The sequence below is a fragment of the Micromonospora sp. NPDC048063 genome, assembly GCF_043202855.1.
GTDB lineage: Bacteria > Actinomycetota > Actinomycetes > Mycobacteriales > Micromonosporaceae > Micromonospora.
Map to the genome: position 1 here is coordinate 24,491 of NZ_JBIDBG010000007.1, position 19,894 is coordinate 44,384.

The following is a 19,894-nucleotide window of genomic DNA, read 5'->3' on the forward strand; positions in this document are numbered from 1 at the left end:
CAACGCCGCCACGTCCCGCTCGTATTGCGGCCGGAAGGCGAGCCGCTGCGCGGTCACGTCCGCCGGCAACCGGCCCGCGTTCTCCTCCAGATAGCCCGACACGTGGTCCCGCAACAACTCGGTGACCCGACCAAGCTCGGACCCCTGCGGCGCCCCGGTACGAACCGATTCGGCAACAGCGGCCCGCACCCCGGCCGCATCGGACAGGAACTCCCGCAGGTCCGCCGGCAGCCGCGCGTCCAGCGCGGTGCGGACCAGGGCCGGTTCGGAGACGATCAGCGCCGACAACAGGTCGAGACCGTCGCGGGGCACGCCGATCCGGACCAGGGCGGGCGGCTGCTGGTCGACCGGATGGTCGGATGGCTGCCTGGGGGAGTCGGCCGGGTCGGTGGAAGTGGTGTCTGCCCGCATCGCCTGGGACGGACCGCGTGGCGTGCTGGTGGAGGCGAGCAGGATGGCACTGGTGTCGACGCCGGTCGTGGTGATCGGCCGCGGGTGGCCGGCGGTCTGGCCGGGCAGCAGGTCGGTGATGGTGGTGGGTCGCCCGGTGCTGTCGAACGCGGCGATTCGGGTGCTCGATGCGAACAGGTGTCCCAGCCACGGGTCGCGCCTCGGGTCGGGCGGTTCGGGTCGGTTCTCGGCTTCGGGCATCAGGCCGTCGCGCACCTTGATGGTCGGTGGTCCGGCTGGTTGTGGTTGGCTGTAGAGGGCGAAGACGTGTTGTTGCTCGTTCGGTGGCGCGATCCTGACCACGACCATCGACCCCGGCACCGCCCTGAGCGCGGCGAGTACGTCCTCTCCTGCGACTCCGTCGGGGTGGGCGACGCGTTCGGACGTCGCGTCGAGGATGTCCAGGAGTTGCGGCCAGCTCGTGGTGGGTGCGAGTCGGCCGTCGGGTCCGAGGATTCGGTCGTCGGATACTGCCCGGTTGCCGAGCCGTTTGTATTGGGCTCTGAAGGCGTCGAGGGTGGCCTGCACGCACCACCACCACGGGTCGCGGCTGCTGCCGGGGCCCACCGGTGTCTGATCGACCCAGTCGGCGACCCGCTGCGCGGACTCGGCCACCGCGGCGGCCGGCCCGGTCGCCGGGACCGCCGGCTCCGTTGCCGTGCTGGCCGGCTCGGCGCGTCCGACCGGTTCACCACCGGCCGAGTCGTCCAACGAGGACACGCTACTGAACGAATCCCTGTCGCCGAAATCGCGCTTGACCGGGTCGCCGTTGATCAACCCGTCCCGCGAAGAGGCGTCACCGAACGGGTCCGTGTCCCAGAATTCGCGCTTGGCCGCTTCACCATTGTCCGACTCGTCGAGCGCCGTCATGGTGTCGTTGAAGCTGCTGTCGCCGCTGAACACGTCGTCGCTGACGACGGACAGGCCACCGTCCGACGCCGCGTCGCTGGTGTTGTGGTGGTTCGGCGTGCCGTCGGTGCCAGGGGCAGCGCCACCTGGCACCGTACTGCGGGCACCGGCCGCATCCGGCGTGCCCGGAGTGCCCGGCGCACCCGGCACGCTGGGCACAGCGGGCACCCCCGGCGCACCTGGCACGCTGGGCACAGCAGGCACCCCAGACGTGCCCGGCACGCTCGGCACAGCAGGCACCCCAGACGTGCCCGGCACGCTCGACACAGCCGGCACCCCTGGCGCACCCGGCACGCTGGGCACAGCCGGCACCCCAGACGTGCCCGGCGCGCTGGGGGTGGCCGGCGTGGCGCTGCCGGCGGCCTGGGCGAGTACCTGGTGGTATCCGTTGACCCAGTCCTGCTGGAAGCCGGCGAGGGTGCCGTGGCTGGCCGGATCGACGCCGTACTTTTCGGCCAACGCGGTGAGCAGGGTTTTTGCCAGGCTGTTCGCTGCTGCGACGTGCTGCTCTGGGGTCACCGGCACCGCCGGCACGTCGGTGCGCCGGTTTGCCGGGGTGTCCGTGGTGGATGGGGTGGTGTCCGGTCCGGTGGTGTCGGGGATGGCCGCGGCCGTGAAGCGGGCGGGCAGGTCGGTGACCACCTGTCGGACCGCGTCCGCCACGGCGTTGACCTGCGCGGCAGCCGGACTGGCCGCCGGAGCCGACGGCACGGTGGGCGGCACGGTGAGTGGTGCGGTGGGTAGTGGGGTGGTGCCGAGGATCTCGTCGAGCCTCCGGTCCAGGTAGGCCCGCACGTCACCCGCGACCACGGCGCGCGCGGCGTCCGACGGCACCGCCGCCGCCCCGGCGGCCCCCGGCACGTGAGCGGCCCCCGGCACGTGAGGGACCCCTGGCAGGACCACGCCGCCTGGCAGGGTGGCGGGCGTCGGTGTGCCGGCGGTGAGGTACTGGTCGATGTGGTGCTTGGCGGCCAGATGCGCGGCCGCGCGCAACGCCTGCCAATCGAACGCCGCCGGCAGCGCGGCGACAACCTGCTCCGGGCGTACCGCCGTCGGGATCTGCCCGCCCGTCGGGATCTGCCGCGCGAGGGCTTCGGCGACGCGGGCGACGGCCTCTTCCCGGACACCGAACAGGTACTGCTCGGTGAGAGCGGTGGCGGGTAGGCCGATCTGGGACAGGAAGGCGGGGACCGTCGGGTCGTTCTGCCGGGCGTCGGCCCACTCGGTGAACACCTGCTCGACCGGCACGGGAAGCGCGGCCAGGAACTGCCGTGCCTGCCCGGTGCCGGCCAGCAGCCCACCGTAGTGGTCCACCAGTTCCCGCTGGAACCGATGCCACTGCTCCACCACCGGCGCACCAGCTGCCGCGACCCACTCCGGCGCCGGTACCACCGACGCAGCCGGCACCGACCACGACGGCACGGACAGGTCCGGTGCCGACAGCGCCGGTGCCGGCACCGGCGGGACGGGCATCGGGGCCTGCCCGCCGGTGCCCGCACCCGCCGGATCGTCGACCTCCGGCTGATACGTGGACGGGTCCGGAGTGACCGGGATGGGCGGCGGCACCGGCGCGACCGGCTTGCCGTCCGCGGTGAAGCCGGTGCCATCGGGCATAGTCCACCGGGGCCGGGTCGGGTTGAACCCCAAACCGACAGCCACGCGACGCGCAGCGGCCCCGGCCCCGGCCGCGGCCAACTCACCCGCCCCCGACAACGCCCCGGAAATCGCGGCCATACCAAGACCACTGGGGTCGTAGGTCCCGTCGACCATGTAGCTGGCGACGATGTCGCCGACCACCTCCAGGCCGACCTCCGATACCGGCACCATCAACAGACGGGTCAACAGGTCACGCGTGGCGTCCGACACCCCGAGCTTCGCCAGACCACCACCCACGACCCCGGCGAACCGGCCCATCGCCGGCCCGGCCGCCGTGGTGACACCCGCCACCGCCAACCCGTACAACGCCTGCTTACCGACCTGCGCCCAGTCGACCCCCGGCATCAGACCATCAGCCACCATGGTGATCTGCGCCAACAACGACGACCCCGGCATGAACAACATCTGGATCGCCGTGCTACTCGCCGCCGCCCGCACCATCGACGACCGCAGGATCGTCTGGATGATCGTCCGGGTCTTCACGATGTGCGCCGCCGCCTGTACCGGCAGGAAGAACGCCAACGCGAACGCGACCGCCAACTCCGTCATCATGAATATGAACATGACGAGCGCCTGACGATCCGTGAGCTCCATCTGACCGAGGAAGCCCCGCATCGCCTTGGCCACATCGACCTTCAGATCGGCAACCTGGCCCAGCAACTCCACGAACGGAGCGGTCTGCGCCACGAACCGGTCGAAGGCCTCACCCTCCCCCGCGGCCCGAACCGCCTTGATCACCTGGATCAACTCCGGAACCAAGACGGTCCGCACCCGATCCGCCAACACCTCCAACGCGTTCAGGTCATACGCCAACAACGGCAACTTCGACCGGTGCAACCGCATCCCGGTGAAATTTTCCAGGGCCCGCTTCGACGACTCACTGAGCCCCACGGAAGGAACGGCGGCCTCACCCATCGCCAACGCCCCCTCCCGCCCCCGATCAGGGGCACTCAGTGCACATCACTCGGCGGCGCAGGCCGCCGCCCCAACCCACGACCAACCCGCCCCCGCGGATCAACCCCGCGCGCCACCGCTCATGTCCGGAACCAGATCGTGGACGGTGGCCTCGGTGTTCTCCCCGACACGGCGATAGAGGTCCACCTTGTCGCCCTGGAATCCGGAGGCCTCAATCAGCTTGACGTACGCCGCGAGCACGATGCCCCCGAGCAATTGCTGCGCGGCCTCGCGGGCCTGCAGGCTCAGCTCGTCGTCCGCGGGAACGCCAGCCGCCCACCGGCACTCGGCGATCTCGAGGATCGGGTCCACCGTGCCGGCGAACAGGTGCTCCTTGAACAGGCGCAGCAACGGCACCCGCTGGGCCACGGCGTCCCCGTTGAACTCGTACCGTCGCCCACTCATGACGCCGCCGGCCCGGGCCGCCGGTCGGCACTGCCGGAAACCATGCTGGCGATGCCCTCGACAAGCTCCTCGATGCTCCCGGCCGACTGCGCGGCGTCGTCGAGCTCGGAGAGGTGACGCGTCAGCTCGGCGGCACCGGCCATCGTCTTACGCTGGGCCTTCTCGCGAGCGGTACGCGCCGTCGTCACGATCAGGTCGGCCAGCTCGGGTGGCGCGAGTCGCCGGTAGGCGTCCCCGTTGAAGGTGATCCGGGTCAGCTCGCCGTGACCACCCACAGTCACCGACAACAGCTTCTTCTTGTCCTCCACGGTGGTCTGCGCCCGAGCCACGCGCCGGCGTACCCGGTCGGCCGCCTCCTCGACGTCCTTCAGGGCCGCACGCATCTCGGCCAACAGTTCCTCGTCGCCCAACATGCTCATCCCGATTACCTCCTCTTCTATCCCACGGCTGACCTGCGGCACCGGGTTCACGTCGGCGCAACAGTGTTCAACGGCCCCGGTACCGGCGGCGTTCGTCCTGGCTGCCGGGGCGCTCGTCGACCGGCATGCCAAACTCGTCGTCCTCGACCCGGGTGTCCCGACCGCGCCGGCCGATCACCGCGGGCGCACAGTCGGGGTCGGTGCCCCAGACCTTGTCGTCCTCCTTCAGCCAGGTGCTGCGCTGGCGGTCACGGTCCTGCCCTTGCTGGGGTGCGCCACCCATGCCCGGCATCATCGGAGGCATGAACGGCATCCCACCGCCCGGCATACCGCCCCCGCCGGGCTGCGGGAGACCAGGACCGGCACCCGGACCTGCATTCAGGTTGGTCCCGACCGGGCCTCCGACGGGCACCCCCAGCTTGTCCGGGTTCAGCGCCCCGGGCGAGCCGGATACACCCGGCACCGCCGACAGACCCCCGGTGCCGACCTGCACCCCGGGAACGTGCGGGAAGCTGGCCGAACCGGGTCTCGTGACGTCGCCGAATGCCGGAGGGGTGGTGATGCTCCCGGTCGTACCCGGCTTCGGCGACACGTTCTTGCCGTCGACCGTGGTCGGGAACTGATTCCGGTCCACCGGCGCCGTCGGCCCGGTGTCGGGCCACGGCAACCTGCCCACGTCCAGGCCCGGTACGGACCCACCCCCGCCGGAACTCCCCGACGGGTTGGGCGGCAGCCCGAGTTTCGCCCGCTCTTCCGGCGACAGAGGGACATCGTCCAGCAGCCCGCCGCGTTGCAGCGCGTCGAGCTGATCCGGACCGAGCTGACCGAGCTTCGTCGCACCCCCCGGCGACAGACCGTTCTTCCGCAGGTAGTCAGCCTGCTCAGCCGTGAGCGGCACATCGTCCAGCAGCCCGGCCCCGTCCAGTTGCCGCAACTGGGACGGCGTCAGGTCACCCAACGACTGCGGCCCGTCCAGGCCGAGCTTCGCCCGCTGGTCGCTGGTGAGGGGGGTCTCGTCCAGCAGCCCGCCGCGCGCCAACGCGTCGAGCTGATCCGGACTGAGCTGACCGAGCTTCGTCGCACCCCCCGGCGACAGACCGTTCTTCCGCAGGTAGTCAGCCTGCTCAGCCGTGAGCGGCACATCGTCCAGCAGCCCGGCCTTGTCCAGTTGCCGCAACTGGGACGGCGTCAGGTCACCCAACGACTGCGGCCCGGACGGACTGCGGTTGAGCCCGAGGTTCTTGGTCGGCAGGGAACTGCCCCCACCACCGCCGGTGAACGGGTTCTGCGCGCCACCGCCGACAGACGGTACGACCGGCTCGGGGATCGGAACGGGGGGAAGAAGACTGTTCGCGCCCCCACCACCAGACGGGTTGCCCGCACCGCCTTCGGTGAACGGATTGTCCAAGCTGCCGTTGGCGAACGGATTACCCGCGCCACCGCCGAACGCGGCACCCACGGCGCCATTGTTGGCAAACGGATTACCCGCGCCACCGCCGAACGCGGCACCCACGGCGCCATTGTTGGCAAACGGATTACCTGCACCACCAGCCTCGGACGGTCTTTCTGACTTGGACATCAGACTGGCGGGAAAGAGGTTGCTCGCGCCACCGCCAGACGGATTGTCCGCGCCACCGCCGGTGAAAGCGGCACCCAGAGCGCCATTGGCGAACGGATTACCCGCGCCACCACCGGCGCCCGAATTGGGCATCAGGCTGGTGGGGAAGAGAGCGCCCGCGCCGGCCCCGTTGGTAAACGGATTATCCAAGCCACCGCCGTTGGCGAACGGGTTCCCCATGCTGCCGCCGTTGGGGAACTGGTTGCCAAAGTTCGCTCCCACGTTCGCGAACGGATTGCCCACATTCGCAAACGGATTGCCCATGTTCGCGAATGGATTGCCCATGTTCGCGAATGGATTGCCCATGTTCGCGAATGGATTGCCCATGTTCGCGAAGGGATTGCCCATGTTCGCGAAGGGGTCACCCCAGTTGGCGAAGGGGTTACCCATGTTCCCGAACGGGTTGTTGGGGAATGCGCCGTTGGGCATCCCCACGTCGTTGGGCATCGGATTCGGTGGCACCGGCTTCGGGTCGGTGATGCTCATCGGGTTGCGTGCCTCGGCGAACACCGCCACCAGGTTCTTCGCCGCGAGCACCGCCGGCTCGAAGGTCTCGAGGGCTTTGTCTGCCCACATCTGGCGCAGATGCTGGTCCAGCTTGTTCCACTCGGGGACGCTGAAGGCGTCGAACGGGTGGTACTTCACCCACGCGGGCGGCGTCCACGTGACGACACCCGCGTCCGATCCACCGAGCTTGGTTCCACGGTATTCCGATCCTTCTTGGTCCCCGGTGTCGGCGTACTGCTGGCCCAGGTCCCAGGCGTTCGACTGGCCATCGTGCAGGTCGCCGTACTCGAGCGTGCTTTCGTTGAACATCGTGGCGATGAGCCGGTACGGGTGCTGCCAGACGCCGGCCGGGTGGATCGAGGTCCACTTCTCGAAGGTGTCGCGCACCGCGTCGACGAAGTCCCTCATGGCCTGCTCGACCTGGGCCAGCGAAGTGTCCCACTGCTTGAACTGGGGCATGATGTCGGCGAGGTACTTGTTCGCCTCTTGCACCCGGTGCCGCCAGGCCGATTCGGCGGAGCCCTTGAAGTCGGGGCTCTTGGCGTTCACCGACTTGACCTGATCGGTCAGCTCGCTCGAGATCCCCAGCGCGTGGGTGGTCAGGTTGCCCAGGATCTCGCGGACGGACCCGATCGAGTCCGCGTCGAACGTGGAGTTCGGGCCGGCCACCTTGGGCAGGTCGCTGATCATCCGTTCCCACGCGTTGCCGAGCGAGACGACGTCGTTGCCCTCGGGGTTGGTCGAGTTCCCCGGATCGGTGGTGTTGCGCTCCTGCCCCTGGGTTTTGTCCTTGCTGGTCACGCCCACCCACACCGTCAACCGGGTGATGTGCTTTGTCGCCCCGTCCTGTTTCCAGCGGTAGAAGGTGACCGCGTCCTTGTTGTACTCCGGCATCCACCCGCCGGGGGTGAGTTTCTTGAGCGTGCTCGTCTGGTTGATCAGCCAGTAGCCGGGCCCCTTGATGGTCCGCGGACGGTACTTGTCGTTGATGGAAGCCTTGTCCCCGCCCTCTCCACCGCCGAGCACCAGCCCCAGAATGCTCGCCAGGGCATCCTCGAACGTCGCGGTGTTCGTCATGACTAACTCCCGGTTTTGGGCATGAAGTACTCGAACTGCTCGGCGCTCAGCGTGCTCGCCTGCTCAATGGCGTCGGAGTCGGCCAGCAGGAACTTGATGCCGAGCTCCAGGTTGTTGATCTCGCTTCGCGCGCCCTTGAAGCGCGCGGCCATTCCCCCCCGGACGACGTCGATCGCCCCCGTGAGATCCTCCGCCTCGGTGAAGCCCTTCCCGCCGAGGCGCAGCTTGAGCGGCTTCGTGATGTCGACCGTCGAATCCGGCAGGGAGCCGTACGGGTAGACCTTGCCGTACATCAGATCGATCTCGTCGACCTGCTTGGTGTAGATGCCGTGCAGCTTCCGCAGGTAGCTCTCGTTGATGACGATGTTCTTCATCGTGTCTTCCTCTCGATGGAGACGGGCCAGCGGGACTCGGCTGTCCTCACCCGACGAAAGCCGGGGTCCGGGCGAGTCCGTGGACAGCGGTGAGCCAGACGCACTGGTCCACCCGGCGGTGCGGTGGACCAGTGCGTCTGACCCGGTATCGGCTCGGCAGGATTGCCGTCCCGACCCCGTGCGGCGTCAGGTCCGGCTGGGTGCTGCCCTCAGGTAGGTGATCCGTCGCGTCGGTTCCGGTGGACCGGCATCACATGCACTGGTCCAGGACACCGGCGCCAGCGGTCTCCTAACTGAAGATGGCCGCGCCCCGGTTGTCGCCGACAACGTAGTTCTGGACGATTTCCACAAGGCGCGCCTGCCCCATTGCCAGGGCAGCTCGCATTTCCTGCTGACCCAGATTCCACAGCTGCTGAGCGTCCTTGTAGGCTTCGGGCGCCTGGCCGTTGTTGGCTGCGGCGAACCGCGTCACATGGGCCTGGAGGTTTTCCAGCGACGCGTCGAGCTCGCGGGTCTCCCTGGTCATGGTGTCGGCGACCGCATGTACCGCAGCGGGATTGATGTTGTAGTTGGCCATCCTCGGCCTCCTTAACGTTCGTCGGTCCGGGTTCTGTCGGCCCGGGTTTCGCCGGTGGGACGCTCGGCGGTCAGGCTGCCGCCCAGCCGCCGGCCCGCATGGCGTTGTCGTCTTCGGTCGTGGTGGTCAGTTGCGAGTACTGCTCCATGTTCCGGTTGAGCAGGTTCAGGCCCTGCTGGACCTTCTGGAAGCCGGCCAGCCAGTTGTTGATGGCCTGCTGGAACTTCGGCGCGGCCCCGTCGCTCGCCCACGAGGCGGCCAGCGCCTGGCTCGCGGCCACGACGTTCGAGTGGCTGTTCCTGGCCTCGGTCTGGGCCTGAACGAACGCCATGACCATGCCGTGGATGGTCGCCTGATCGGCGACGATCCCGTTGTTGGGGGTTGTCATGACTCTCCTTGTTTGTCATCCGGCGCTGTCGCCGGAAGGTGTGTGATGTGGGCGCGTCTGCCGCGTCCGCCCGGTGGGCCGGGCCGCGGCAGCGGATCGGTCGGATACCCCGCGGCCTCACCTCCCTTCCGGCCGGACCAGTGCCGGCCCGGGAGGCAGCATGGCGACCAGCGCGGTGGGCATGACCACCGCCTGGTTGAGGGAGTAGCCCAGGGTGGCGACGTCGCCGCCCATGATCGGGTAGGCGATCCCCCGCTCGTTGACCAGCAGGCCCTGCTGCCGCCACCGGTCGGTCTCGGCGGTGGCCGGGGGCATCAGCAGCGCTCCCCCGCCCGACGGCACCCGCACCGTCACGGCGGTCTTCCCGCCGCTGCCGCCGGTCGGCATTCCGGTTCCGCTGGCCAGGACGATTGTGGGTTTCTCGTCGGCCTGGCCCGCGTACTCCACGCAGACCACGGCGTCCTCGGGCATGGACGGTGGCACTGGCGGGGTGGCCGGCAGCGTGGTCAGCGGGCGCACCGGACTGCGCTGACCGGCGGCGACCAGATCGGCCGCGGTGATGGCGGTCTCCCTGGCCCCGCCCGGCGTGGCCCGCTGCAACCGGTACTCGGTCTCGGTCAGCGGGGCCAGCCCGTCGGTGGTCATCAGGTAGTGGTTGACCGTGCCGTTGCCCATGTCCACGCCGAACATCTGGCCGATCGACGTCGGCCGGCCGGCCACCCTCGGCCCGGCGCCGCCGGCCCGAGCCACCTTCGGCGGGCCGACCGTGCCGCCCAGCGGGATCGACTCCAGCCAGGCGGTCGCCACCGGCACGGGAGCGAGCAGCCCCAGCCCCAGCACGTCGGCCATCCACGGCTGGGGAAGGAGCAGCCGTCGCCCGCCCCACAGCAGGTAGGTTTTGCCGCCTGCGGTGACCGGCAGCGCATGCCCGTCGCCGAGCGGATCGGGGGCCGCCGGCACGTCGACGTCCAGGACGATCCGGCCGGTGTCCCGGCTACAGGCTCGCCACACGCCCTGGTTGACCCGGTTGGCCGCCGGCAGCACCTGCGGCCCGGTCGGGGTACCCACCGGCGGGCCCTGGGGCACCTTGGCGAGCTTGGACGAGGAGACGGTGACCGGGGTGAGTCGACCGCCGGCCAGCAGGGTGGCCGTCGCCACGTCGTTGACCAGGCGCAGTTGGCCGTCGACCAGCACGTAGCGCGCCCCGGTCGAGGCGTCCACCACCAGCATCCGCGGCTGCTGCCAACTGGTCGAGCCCGATCCCGGCATCAGCGCCCAGATCGCGACCCCGGCCAGCACCAGGATCCCGAGCACGAGACCGGCGAGCGTGCCGGTGCGGTCCCGGCGGGTCGGAGACTCGGCGGTCTCCGGCTCGGCCCGCACCAGCGCACCGGTCACCCGGGTCATCATGTACCGCTGGGCGTCCACCTGGTCACGACGCGACGACATGTCAACCCACCCGCGCCCGGATCACGTCGATCAGGCCGGTGATGACCACGACGGTCGGCCCGAGGGCGGCCACCATCGCGGTGTGCGCCAGGTCGCCCATCCGGCCCCAGATCGGGTTGAACCGCCGGCCGACCGGGATCCTCGCGGCCACCCCGCACGCCACCGCCAGGAGCAGGCAGCAGCCGATGGCCAGTTGGGCGGCGAGCGGACTCCGGTCCGTGGGCGCGGTCAGGCACCAGGTCGCCATGGCGACCAACGCCGGACCGGCCAGCGCCACCCGGTGCCAGATGCTCGTCATCGGGCGGGTGACCAGGATCTGGGCGACGGCGGCCAGCCAGGCGGCCAGCGGTGCGGCCCAGCCGGGCGCCGTCGCCAGCCACACCATCGCGGCTCCGGAGACCAGTCCGAGGGCCGCGTACAGGGCGGTCATGAACTGGTCGGCGGCGGCGGCCCGGGTGAGCACCCCGGCGGCCGGTTCCGGGTCGATGTCCTTCTGCAGGTCCGCCGGTTCGACGGGCATCTCCGGCAGGGCGAACCCGGCGAGCTTGAAGGCCGCCGACGGTACCGCCGGGCGCAGCGCCGTGGTGGCGACGACCGTGATCGCGGCGATCGTGGTCCAGTCCAACGTGGCCCTGGTGTGCAGTGCGAACGCGGCGACGACCAGCAGCCAGGCCACCAGCAGGCCGACGGTGACCTGCCGCCAGCCGGTGCGCGGGAAGACGAACGCGGCCACCAGCAACGCGGCGAAGGTGCCGGCGGTGGCACCCAAGAAGATCAACCGGGGTACGGAGGCACCGGCGACCGCCTCCAGCGCGGCGACCACCGTACCGACCACACAGGCGGCCCCCAGGACGCCGGCCGTGGCCCGGTCGGCCAGCTTGCGTACCACCGCGAAGCCCGCGACGAAGCACATCCCCGCCATCGCCGCGAGCAGCAGCGGATTCCGGGACTCGGCCGGCCACATCCGCGCGGCGGCCAGCCAGGCGGCCAGCCAGGCGGCCAACAGCAGCAGGGCGGTGACCCGCGTGGTCTGCGGACGCCACAGCCCGGACCGCTTGCGGATGCCGGCCGAGACGCCGTCGACCAGGTCGTCGTAGGCCAGCGGCGGGATCTGGTCGGTACGCGGGCGTACGTGCACGACCTCGCCGTCGAGCAGGTCGAGATCGCCTACGGTGCGCGACTCGTCGAAGGCCGGTCCACCCAGCCGCTGCACGATCCAGCCGCTGTGCTCCAGCCCACGATCGGCGAGGTCCGGTCCCAGCGCGCTCAGCAGGGCCGGCATCATGTCGGCCAACGGGATGTGGGTGGGCAGACTCACGTCGACCTGACTGGTCGGTCCGACGACCAGCAGTCGGCAGAGTTCCCCGCGCTCGGCGCTCATATCCCGAACACGCCTGCACTGTCGCTGTGGTTCACGACTTTTTAATCCTCCCGCGGGTGGGTTCGCGCGGTGGTCGCGCGAGCTGTAGACCCTGTCCGCCAAGACCCGGTCGGGTCGGGTGCGGGGTCGGCCACCGGCGGACCGGGGAACCCGGATACGGGCCGGGACCCGGGCGAACCGCGACTGTCGCCACGCTGCCCGCCGGTCGTCGGCATCGCCAGGGGCCGGAAGGCCGGACCACTCGCGCAAGGGCTGCGCGCGGCCGGGGTCATCATCTGCGTGGCGACGGTGATGGTAGCCGTGTTCGCGCTCTTCGCCACGCTGCCTGTGTGGCCGCTCTGCCATCAAGGGCGAACCCACCCGAACCCGCCACCGGATCTCGTAGATGAGCTGCCGTTTACTGCACTTCGGCGGCCGACCTCGCTTCTTGTTCCTCGACAGCAGGGGCGCAGACGGCGCCCACCAAGCGTCGGTCAGGTCGTGCCGCCCCGTACCGGCATGGTGGTCCGGTTTCAGGTTCTGGTTGGTCGCTGACCCACGGCCGCGTCCAGTTGCCGCAACTGGACGCGGCCGGCGCCAGGTCACGCACCGTCTGGAGAAGGGACCCGCTTCTCGTAGGTCACAATGGCACTGGCCGGAGTTACCGCTCGATCCGTCCGAGTGGGGCCATCGGCATTTGGACCCTCTGGGCCCTGCCGTACAGCAGGCCGTCCCCTGCAGCCCAGCTGCCGGCCTGCACGGCGTTGTCGTCTTCGGTCGTGGTGGTCAGTCGCGCGTATTGCTCCATGTTCAGGTTGAGCATGTTCAGGCCCTGCTGGACCTTCTGGAAGCCGGCCAGCCACTGCTGGACGGCCTCAAGGAACCGAGGCATGGCCACGTCGCTCTGCCACGAGTTTTGCAGCGCTATGCCTGCGGCTTGGACATTCGCGCTGCTGTTCTTGGCCTCGGTCTGGGCCTGGGCGAACGCCATGACCATGCCGTGGATGGTCGCCTCATCGGCGACGATCGGGAGTGTGATGCCTCGCGCGTCGTACCCGTACTGATTCTCTGCCATGACTCTCCTTGTTCGTCATCCGGCGCGCGTCGCCGGAAGGCGGGTGATGTGAGCGCTCAGGCCGAATGTCTTCCGCTGGGCCGGCAGCGGAAGACGTCCATCTGACGGTCACTCTTTGTAAAGCACCCGCGACAGACCGGGGAGAGGCTGTTGCCAGGCCCAACTGCCGGCCTGCATGGCGTTGTCGTCTTCGGTCGTCGTGGTCAGTCGCGAGTACTGCTGCATGCTCTGGTTGAGCATGTTCAGGCCCTGCTGGACCTTCTGGAAGCCGGCCACCCAGTTGCCGATGGCCTCCAGGAACTTCGGCGCGGCCAGGTCGCTCGACCACGAGGCGGTCAGCGCCTGGCTCGCGGCCACGACGTTCGAGTGGCTGTTCCTGGCCTCGGTCTGGGCCTGAGCGAACGCCATGACCATGCCGTGGATGGTCGCCTCGTCGGCCATCAGGCCGAACTCGCCGCCCACGACCCCTCTGTTGGGGGTTGCCATAATGACTCTCCTTTTCTGTCATCCGGCTGCTGCCGCCGGAAGGTCCGTGATGTGGTCGCGCCCGCCGCGTCCGTCCGGTGGGTCGGGCGGCGGCGGCAGCAGCCGGGCCGGGACCGTGCGCTCGCCGAGGAACCAGTACTCCCGGCCGGCGGTGACCTCCGGTCCGGCTCCGCCAGCGTCGCCGGAGTGGGCACCGGAACCGAACCAGGTGGCCGGTGTCGCGGCACGATCCAGCAGCGCCTCCGCCTCGGGCGGCAGCACCACCACGTCGAGGGTCCGGTCCTGGTTGCGTCGCCGATCGGTGACCGACGTGACCGGGCCGAGGTCGACGGACAGATACCCGAACGCGAGCAGCACCGCGGTCCACGCGGTGTCCGGATCGGGCAGCCCGCGTACCAGCGGAGCGACCGCGGCGAGGCACAGGTCCCCGGAGCGCGACAGGTGCTGCCAGCGCAGCAGGTCCACGCAGGCGACCAGGGTCGGCAGCGGGTCCGGGTCGGGACAGGCGACCGGCGGCTGGCCGTCGACCGGCGGCAGCCAGCTCAGCTCGCTGTGCCCGCGTACCGCCGGCGCCGGCTTGACCAACTCGGCCGCGCCGATGCCCAGCCGGGCCAGCAGCCAGTGGTGCACCCGCCCGGTACGCATCGCGGTGACCGCCCAGGTCCAGGAGGCCGGTTCCCCCCGCCACCCCGACGCCCCCGCGACCGGCGGGCCGGACCCGCCTTGCGGGTCCGACATGCGCAACGAATCCGACGTTGGCGGCGGGTCCGACGTGAGCGGCGGGTCCGACCCGGCCGGCTGGGAGGCGCCGACGGCGTACAGGTCGCGCGGGTCGCGCAGGTAGTTGTACCGCGCGCCCTCCAGCCACAACGCCAGCGCGGGATGCCCCGCCGGGGCCAGGATGACGTCGTTGAGGACGATCTCGTCGGTGAGCGCGTGCAGCGTGAACCCGTGCGTCGACGCGGCGACCCGGTCGAACAGCTCCGGCAACCGGGCCGGCCCGTCGGCCTCCGGCGGCCCGTGCCACCGGCCACGGAACAGCCGGTACCCACCGCCCGGCGGGCCCTCGGCACCCTGGCTCGCCGAGCTGTCGGCCCGCTCGTCCGGCGGGAGCGCGGTGGCCGGAAGGAAGTGCAGGTCACCGTCGGCGTACAGGCCACCGAACCGGTGCACCACCTCGACCCGCAGGTGGTCGCTGGCCGCCGCGAAACCCTGCGGCAGCCCCCGGTTCAGCTCCAGGGCGTACGGACTGTGCAGGGTCATCGGCGCGTTCGCGGGGAACAGTTCGGCCACGCTCACCAGGTGGATGCCGTGGGTGTCGGCCCAGGTCAGCAGGGCGCGTACCGGGGCCAGCGGATCGGGCCGGCCGGCCGGGGCGGCCGGGGCGGCGCGGGCCGCGTCGAAGCGGGCCCGCGGGATGTCCGTCCACAGCACGAAGTCGACCTGGCCGGCGTAGCTGTCGGCCGCCGCGCCGTAGTTGGCCCAGAAGCCGTTCGACTCGGGCAGCGGCCGGCCGAGCCAGATGCCGTGCACGACGTGCGGGATGGTGGTGGTGTCGGGCAGCGGCGGCGTGTGCTCCGGTTGGCCCCAGAGCCGGGCGACCCCGTCGCGCCGGAACGTGCTGACCCGGCCGGCGTCGGCGGCCAGGGCCGCAGGCGTCAGCTCGGCGGCGCTCGGCGCCGGACGCGTCATGCTCACCCGCCGCAACAGCGGCGCGACCAGGTGCGGGGGCAGACGGCGTAGGTCGGTGCCGGCGAGGAACTCCGGTGCCCGCGACAGCCGGCGGGAGCCGAAGATGTCGCCGCCGATCCAGCGGCGCGCCAGGTTCTCCTCGGCCGCCCAGGTGTACAGGGCGGGGTAGGTCATCCGGCGCAGCCAGTCCAGCAGCCCCGTGTCGCAGGGCCATGCGGTCGGCGCGGCGGACGGTCCGGGCAGGCAGGCCAGGGCCCGCAGCCGCCGGGCCAGTTCCTCGGCCGCCGCGTACGCCGCAGCGGGTTCGGCCGCCGTAGCGGGCTCGGCGGGCTCGGCCGCCACGGCGGTACGGGCCGGCTCGGCGGGCTGGGCCGGTGGGGTGGGCGTACGGCGCGGGCGGGTGGCGGTGCGGGTCATCAGCCGGCCCCGGTGGGCACGGGCGCGGGTACCAGTGCCGTCTGGATCAGCCGGCTGCCGCGCCGGGTGCACAGCAGCGCCCGGCCCGGCGGTAGCGGACGCGGCCTGGTGTTACCCAGCAGCGGGCCTTCCGTCGGCGGGCAGGACAGCGCCACGTCCGGAGTGTTCAGTTCCTGGATGCGCCGCAGCAGCGGGTCCATCGACAGCCGCATCGCCCCGGCTGCAGCCCGCGCGACGACCACGTGCAGGCCGATGTCGCCGCCCTGGGGCAGCAACGGGGTCAGGTGCGCCAACGGGTTGTCGGGCCCGGCGAGCAGTTCGTAGTCGTCGACCAGGACGTACAGTTCGGGGCCGGACCACCAGTCGCGGGCGCGTAGCTGCTCCGGCGTGATGTCGGGGCCGGGAACCCGCGGCCGGAGGCCGGCCAGCGCCTCGGCGGCGGTGTCCCGGGTGCTGTCCGGCGAGACCGAGTAGCCGAGCCGGTACTCGGCCGGTACGTCGTCGAAGAGCTGCCGCCGGTAGTCGACGGCCATGATGCGCGCCTGGGCCGGGGTGTGGCTGGCGACGATCGCGTGGGCGATGAGACGCAGCAGGTTCGTCTTGCCGCTCTCGGTGTCCCCCAGCACGGTCAGGTGCGGCATCGCCCGGAAGTCGTGCCACACCGGCGCGAGCTGGTCCTCGTCCACGCCGAGCGCGATGCGGGTGTCCTGCGGTGCCGGCAGCTCGGCCATCGGCAGCGAGGCCGGCAGGGTGCGTACCGCGGGGGCACGTTCCCCGGCCCAGTTGTCCGCCACCGCGGACACCAGGTGCGCGGTGGCCGCGGCGAGCCCGTCGGCCGACTGGACGCCGTCGATGCGCGGCAGCGCGCCGAGGAAGTGCAGCTTCGCGTCGGTCAGCCCATGCCCCGGCCGGCGGGGCACCTGGGCCGCCGCACGCAGGTCGATCCCGGACTCCACCGGGTCGCCCAGGCGCAGTTCGAGACGCGTCCCGATCTTGTCCCGCATCGACATGTGCAGCTCCGACCAGCGGCCCATGGTGATCATCACGTGGATCCCGTAGTTCAGGCCACGGGCCGCGATGTCCCGGGCCATCTCCTCGGCCGGCTCGAACTCCTGGCGCAGCACGAACCACCCGTCCACGACCAGGAACACGTCGCCGAACCGGTCCTCCGGGATGCGACCGTCGGCCTGCGCCTGCCGGTAGGCGTCCCGGCCGTGGATGCCCAGATCAGCGCAGCGCCGTTCCCGCTCGACGAGGATCGAGCGGACCTCGGCCACCGTGCGGCCCACCCGCTCCGGTTCGTGCCGGCCGGCGACCCCGCCGATGTGCGGCAGGCCGGTCAGCCCGGCCAGCGAACCGCCGCCGAAGTCGAGGCAGTAGAACTGCACCTGTCGCGGCGAGTGGGTCAGGGCCAGCCCGCACACCAGCGACCGCAGCAGGGTGCTCTTGCCGCTCTGCGGCCCGCCGGCCACGCCCACGTGCCCGCCGACCCCGGCCAGGTCCACCACGAGCAGGTCGCGCATCTGCTCGAACGGCTTGTCGATGAGACCGACCGGCACCTGCAGGTACCCCTGCTGGCCGGCGTCGATCGGACGCAGCCCGTGCTCCGGGTCGGGCAGCAGCGGCGGCAGCACGTCGTCCAGGGTCGGCGCGTCCTCCAGTGGCGACATCCACACCTGGTGTGCCGGCGGACCCTGGTCGACCAGTCGGTCCACCAGCGCGTGCAGCACGGTGGTGCCGGTGTCGGTCGACTCGTCCGGCGCCGGGTCCGAGGGCGGGCGCGGCGCCGGGACGGCGGGTGCGGCGGCCCCGGCGGTGAACGGGACCACCTGGCTGGCGATCACCTCGCGGTGCAGCCCGGTGCTGCGTACCCGGTGCGGGCCGGACACGTACGCGGCCCGGAACCGGGTGATGCTGGTGACACTGGAGCGCAGGTATCCGTTGCCCGGATCGCCCGGCAGCTCGTACGCGTCGGGTACGCCGATGACGGCCCGCGACTCCATCGCGGAGAAGGTACGCAGCCCGATGCGGTACGACAGATGGCCCTCAAGCTGGTGGATGCGCCCGTCCTCCAGGCGCTGCGAGGCCAGCAGCAGGTGCACCGCGAGCGAGCGGCCGAGCCGACCGATCATCACGAACAGCTGGATGAACTCGGGGTTGGCCGCGATCAGCTCGCTGAACTCGTCCACCACCACGAAGAGGGTGGGCAGCGGGTCGAGTTCGGCGCCCTGGGCACGGGCCTTCTCGTAGTCGCGTGCCGAGGTGAAGTTGCCGGCGCTGCGCAGCAGTTCCTGCCGGCGTACCAGTTCCCCCTGGAGGGTGGTCTGCATCCGGTCGACCAGCGCGGCCTCGTCGGCCAGGTTGGTGATGAGCGCGGAGACGTGCGGCAGCCGGTCCAGCCCGACGAAGGTGGCGCCGCCCTTGAAGTCCACCAGCACGAAGTTGAGGGTCTCCGAGGAGTGCGTGGCCGCCAGGGCCAGGACCAGGGTGCGCAGCAGTTCGCTCTTGCCCGACCCGGTGGCGCCGATGAGCATGCCGTGCGGCCCCATCCCGCCCTCGGCGGACTCCTTGATGTCCAGCTCGATCGGGGAGCCGTCGGCGGCCACCCCGATGGGCACCCGCAGCCGGTCGGCGGGCGAGCGTGCCTCCCACCGGGCACGCGGGTCGAAGGTGTCCAGGTCGGGGATGTCCAGCAGGTCCGGCAGGTCGAGGACGGCGCTGAGCCCGCTGGCCGGCTGCTCGCCGGTGACCTTGGTGGCGTGCCGGGCCATGATCCGGGCCAGCGTCCGCAGCCGGGGCAGGTCCAGGTGGTCGGGTGCGGCGAGCCGGGTACGCACCTCCCGCCCCACGTGGTCCTTCTCGATCATGTCCACGTCGGTGGCGGACACCTCCAGGTTGAGCACGTTGTCCCCGTCGGCGAGGCCACGACCGTCGAAGTCGACGAGGACGGCGTTGCGGTACCCGGAGACGGTCAGCCGGGCGCCCGGCGGGATGACGCCACCGTCGCAGACCACCACGACGAACGGTTCCTCGCGGGAGGGCTGGGCGTCGTCGTCGTACCGGGAACGGCCCGCGAACTCCGCGCCCAGCAGCCGCTCCACCTCCTCCAGGGTGGCGCCGAACAGCCGTACCGGCCCGGCCACGTCGACGTCGGTGGCGTGCTTGGCGTGCGGCAGCCACTTGGCCCACTCCCACTGCTCGGCCTGCTCGGTGCCGACGCAGAGGGCCAGCCGCAGCTCGTCCGGGGCGTGGAAGGTGGCCAACTGGGCGAGCATGGCGCGCACCATGCCCCGCGCCACGTCCCGGTCGCCACTGATCCGCACGTGCGCGAAGCCGGGCAGGCACAGCGCGACGGGCTGGTCGGGCACGGTCGTGTAGGCCTTGATGAACCGGCGCAACGCCTTGGCGCACACCGGTTCCAGGTCCTCCACCGGCTTGGTGTCCAGCGGGGTCATCCGCACCGCGAGCCGCTGGGCACCGGTGCCGACCCGGATCTCGCCGAAGTCCGGATGCGTCGGTCGGCGCTCCCACAGCCGGCTGGTCATCGCCAGCGACCACAGCGACTCCGGGTCGGGGTGCCGCCAGGCCAGCGCGTCCCGCTGTTCCGCCGCGTACTGGCGGACCTGCGCCCTGGTCTGGGACAGGTAGCGGAAGTAGTCGCGCCGGTCGCCGTTGATCTGCTGCTTGCGGTTGCCGCCGGTCATCGTCATCTGGAACACGGCCATGCCCAGCATGCCGCCGCCCATCATGACCAGCATGACCAGGCCCATCGGGCCTCTGAGCGAGTTGCTCATCATCATGAACATGAACCCGCCGGTCATCAGCAGGCTCGGCAGGATCATCCCGAGCGAGCGGAACCCGGCGGGCTGGACCTCCGGGACGACCGGCGGCTCCTGCAGGGTGATCTCGCCGTGCGGTAGCTCGGGTCCGTTGCGGCGGGCCGGCCGCCGGAAAGGTCTGGTGCTCACATCCCTTACACGGCTGCGGGCCGGAAAGGGTTGACCGGCACCGGGATCGATACTGTTCACACCGCGAGATTGCGGAGACGCCGTCGGCCGGGCGGGGCGGGCCGGGGCCCACG

General features: G+C 71.0%; 12 protein-coding genes and 1 pseudogene (1 of these 13 only partly in view). All 13 read right to left on the reverse strand.

The features are described from left to right. Positions 1-3,930, reverse strand: a pseudogene (locus ACGFZ2_RS18620) (hypothetical protein) (its annotated part extends 24,490 nt beyond the left edge of the window); the annotation flags it as partial. A gap of 99 nt (positions 3,931-4,029) precedes the next feature. Beyond that, a complete protein-coding gene (locus ACGFZ2_RS18625) occupies positions 4,030-4,338 on the reverse strand; it encodes a hypothetical protein (protein ID WP_350711314.1) in 309 nt (102 codons plus the stop codon). A 32-nt stretch (positions 4,339-4,370) separates the two neighbouring features. After that, positions 4,371-4,793 (reverse strand): YbaB/EbfC family nucleoid-associated protein, encoded by a 423-nt coding sequence (locus tag ACGFZ2_RS18630; protein WP_393270734.1) that lies wholly within the window; start codon positions 4,791-4,793, stop codon positions 4,371-4,373. Between the two features lie 67 nt (positions 4,794-4,860). After that, complete coding sequence (locus ACGFZ2_RS18635; RefSeq protein ID WP_393455000.1) at positions 4,861-7,995, reverse strand: hypothetical protein; 3,135 nt, start codon at positions 7,993-7,995, stop codon at positions 4,861-4,863. A gap of 2 nt (positions 7,996-7,997) precedes the next feature. Further along, positions 7,998-8,369, reverse strand: coding sequence for a hypothetical protein (locus tag ACGFZ2_RS18640; RefSeq protein WP_350711309.1), 372 nt, complete (start codon positions 8,367-8,369; stop codon positions 7,998-8,000). 289 nt (positions 8,370-8,658) lie between these two features. Beyond that, complete coding sequence (locus tag ACGFZ2_RS18645; RefSeq protein ID WP_393270729.1) at positions 8,659-8,946, reverse strand: WXG100 family type VII secretion target; 288 nt, start codon at positions 8,944-8,946, stop codon at positions 8,659-8,661. A gap of 70 nt (positions 8,947-9,016) precedes the next feature. Continuing rightward, positions 9,017-9,334 carry a hypothetical protein gene (locus ACGFZ2_RS18650; RefSeq protein ID WP_393270726.1) on the reverse strand — a complete coding sequence of 106 codons (318 nt, stop codon included), beginning with the start codon at positions 9,332-9,334 and terminating at the stop codon, positions 9,017-9,019. Between the two features lie 117 nt (positions 9,335-9,451). Further along, positions 9,452-10,783: a type VII secretion protein EccB gene (gene eccB / locus ACGFZ2_RS18655; RefSeq protein WP_393270723.1), complete on the reverse strand. Its 1,332-nt coding sequence runs from the start codon at positions 10,781-10,783 to the stop codon at positions 9,452-9,454. A 1-nt stretch (position 10,784) separates the two neighbouring features. After that, on the reverse strand, positions 10,785-12,164 hold the full coding sequence (gene eccD, locus ACGFZ2_RS18660) for a type VII secretion integral membrane protein EccD (protein ID WP_393270720.1): 1,380 nt from the start codon (positions 12,162-12,164) through the stop codon (positions 10,785-10,787). Positions 12,165-12,804: 640 nt separating this feature from the next. Continuing rightward, the gene (locus ACGFZ2_RS18665) at positions 12,805-13,218 is read right to left on the reverse strand and encodes a hypothetical protein (protein WP_393270718.1); all 414 of its coding nucleotides are present in this window, start codon (positions 13,216-13,218) and stop codon (positions 12,805-12,807) included. Between the two features lie 108 nt (positions 13,219-13,326). Next, the gene (locus ACGFZ2_RS18670) at positions 13,327-13,704 is read right to left on the reverse strand and encodes a WXG100 family type VII secretion target (RefSeq protein WP_393270715.1); all 378 of its coding nucleotides are present in this window, start codon (positions 13,702-13,704) and stop codon (positions 13,327-13,329) included. Positions 13,705-13,722: 18 nt separating this feature from the next. Continuing rightward, on the reverse strand, positions 13,723-15,813 hold the full coding sequence (locus ACGFZ2_RS18675) for a hypothetical protein (protein WP_393455003.1): 2,091 nt from the start codon (positions 15,811-15,813) through the stop codon (positions 13,723-13,725). Continuing rightward, positions 15,813-19,781, reverse strand: a complete 3,969-nt coding sequence (gene eccCa / locus ACGFZ2_RS18680) for a type VII secretion protein EccCa (RefSeq protein WP_350711292.1) — start codon at positions 19,779-19,781, stop codon at positions 15,813-15,815. The genes ACGFZ2_RS18675 and eccCa overlap by 1 nt, the downstream gene beginning before the upstream one ends. Positions 19,782-19,894: the final 113 nt, after the last annotated feature.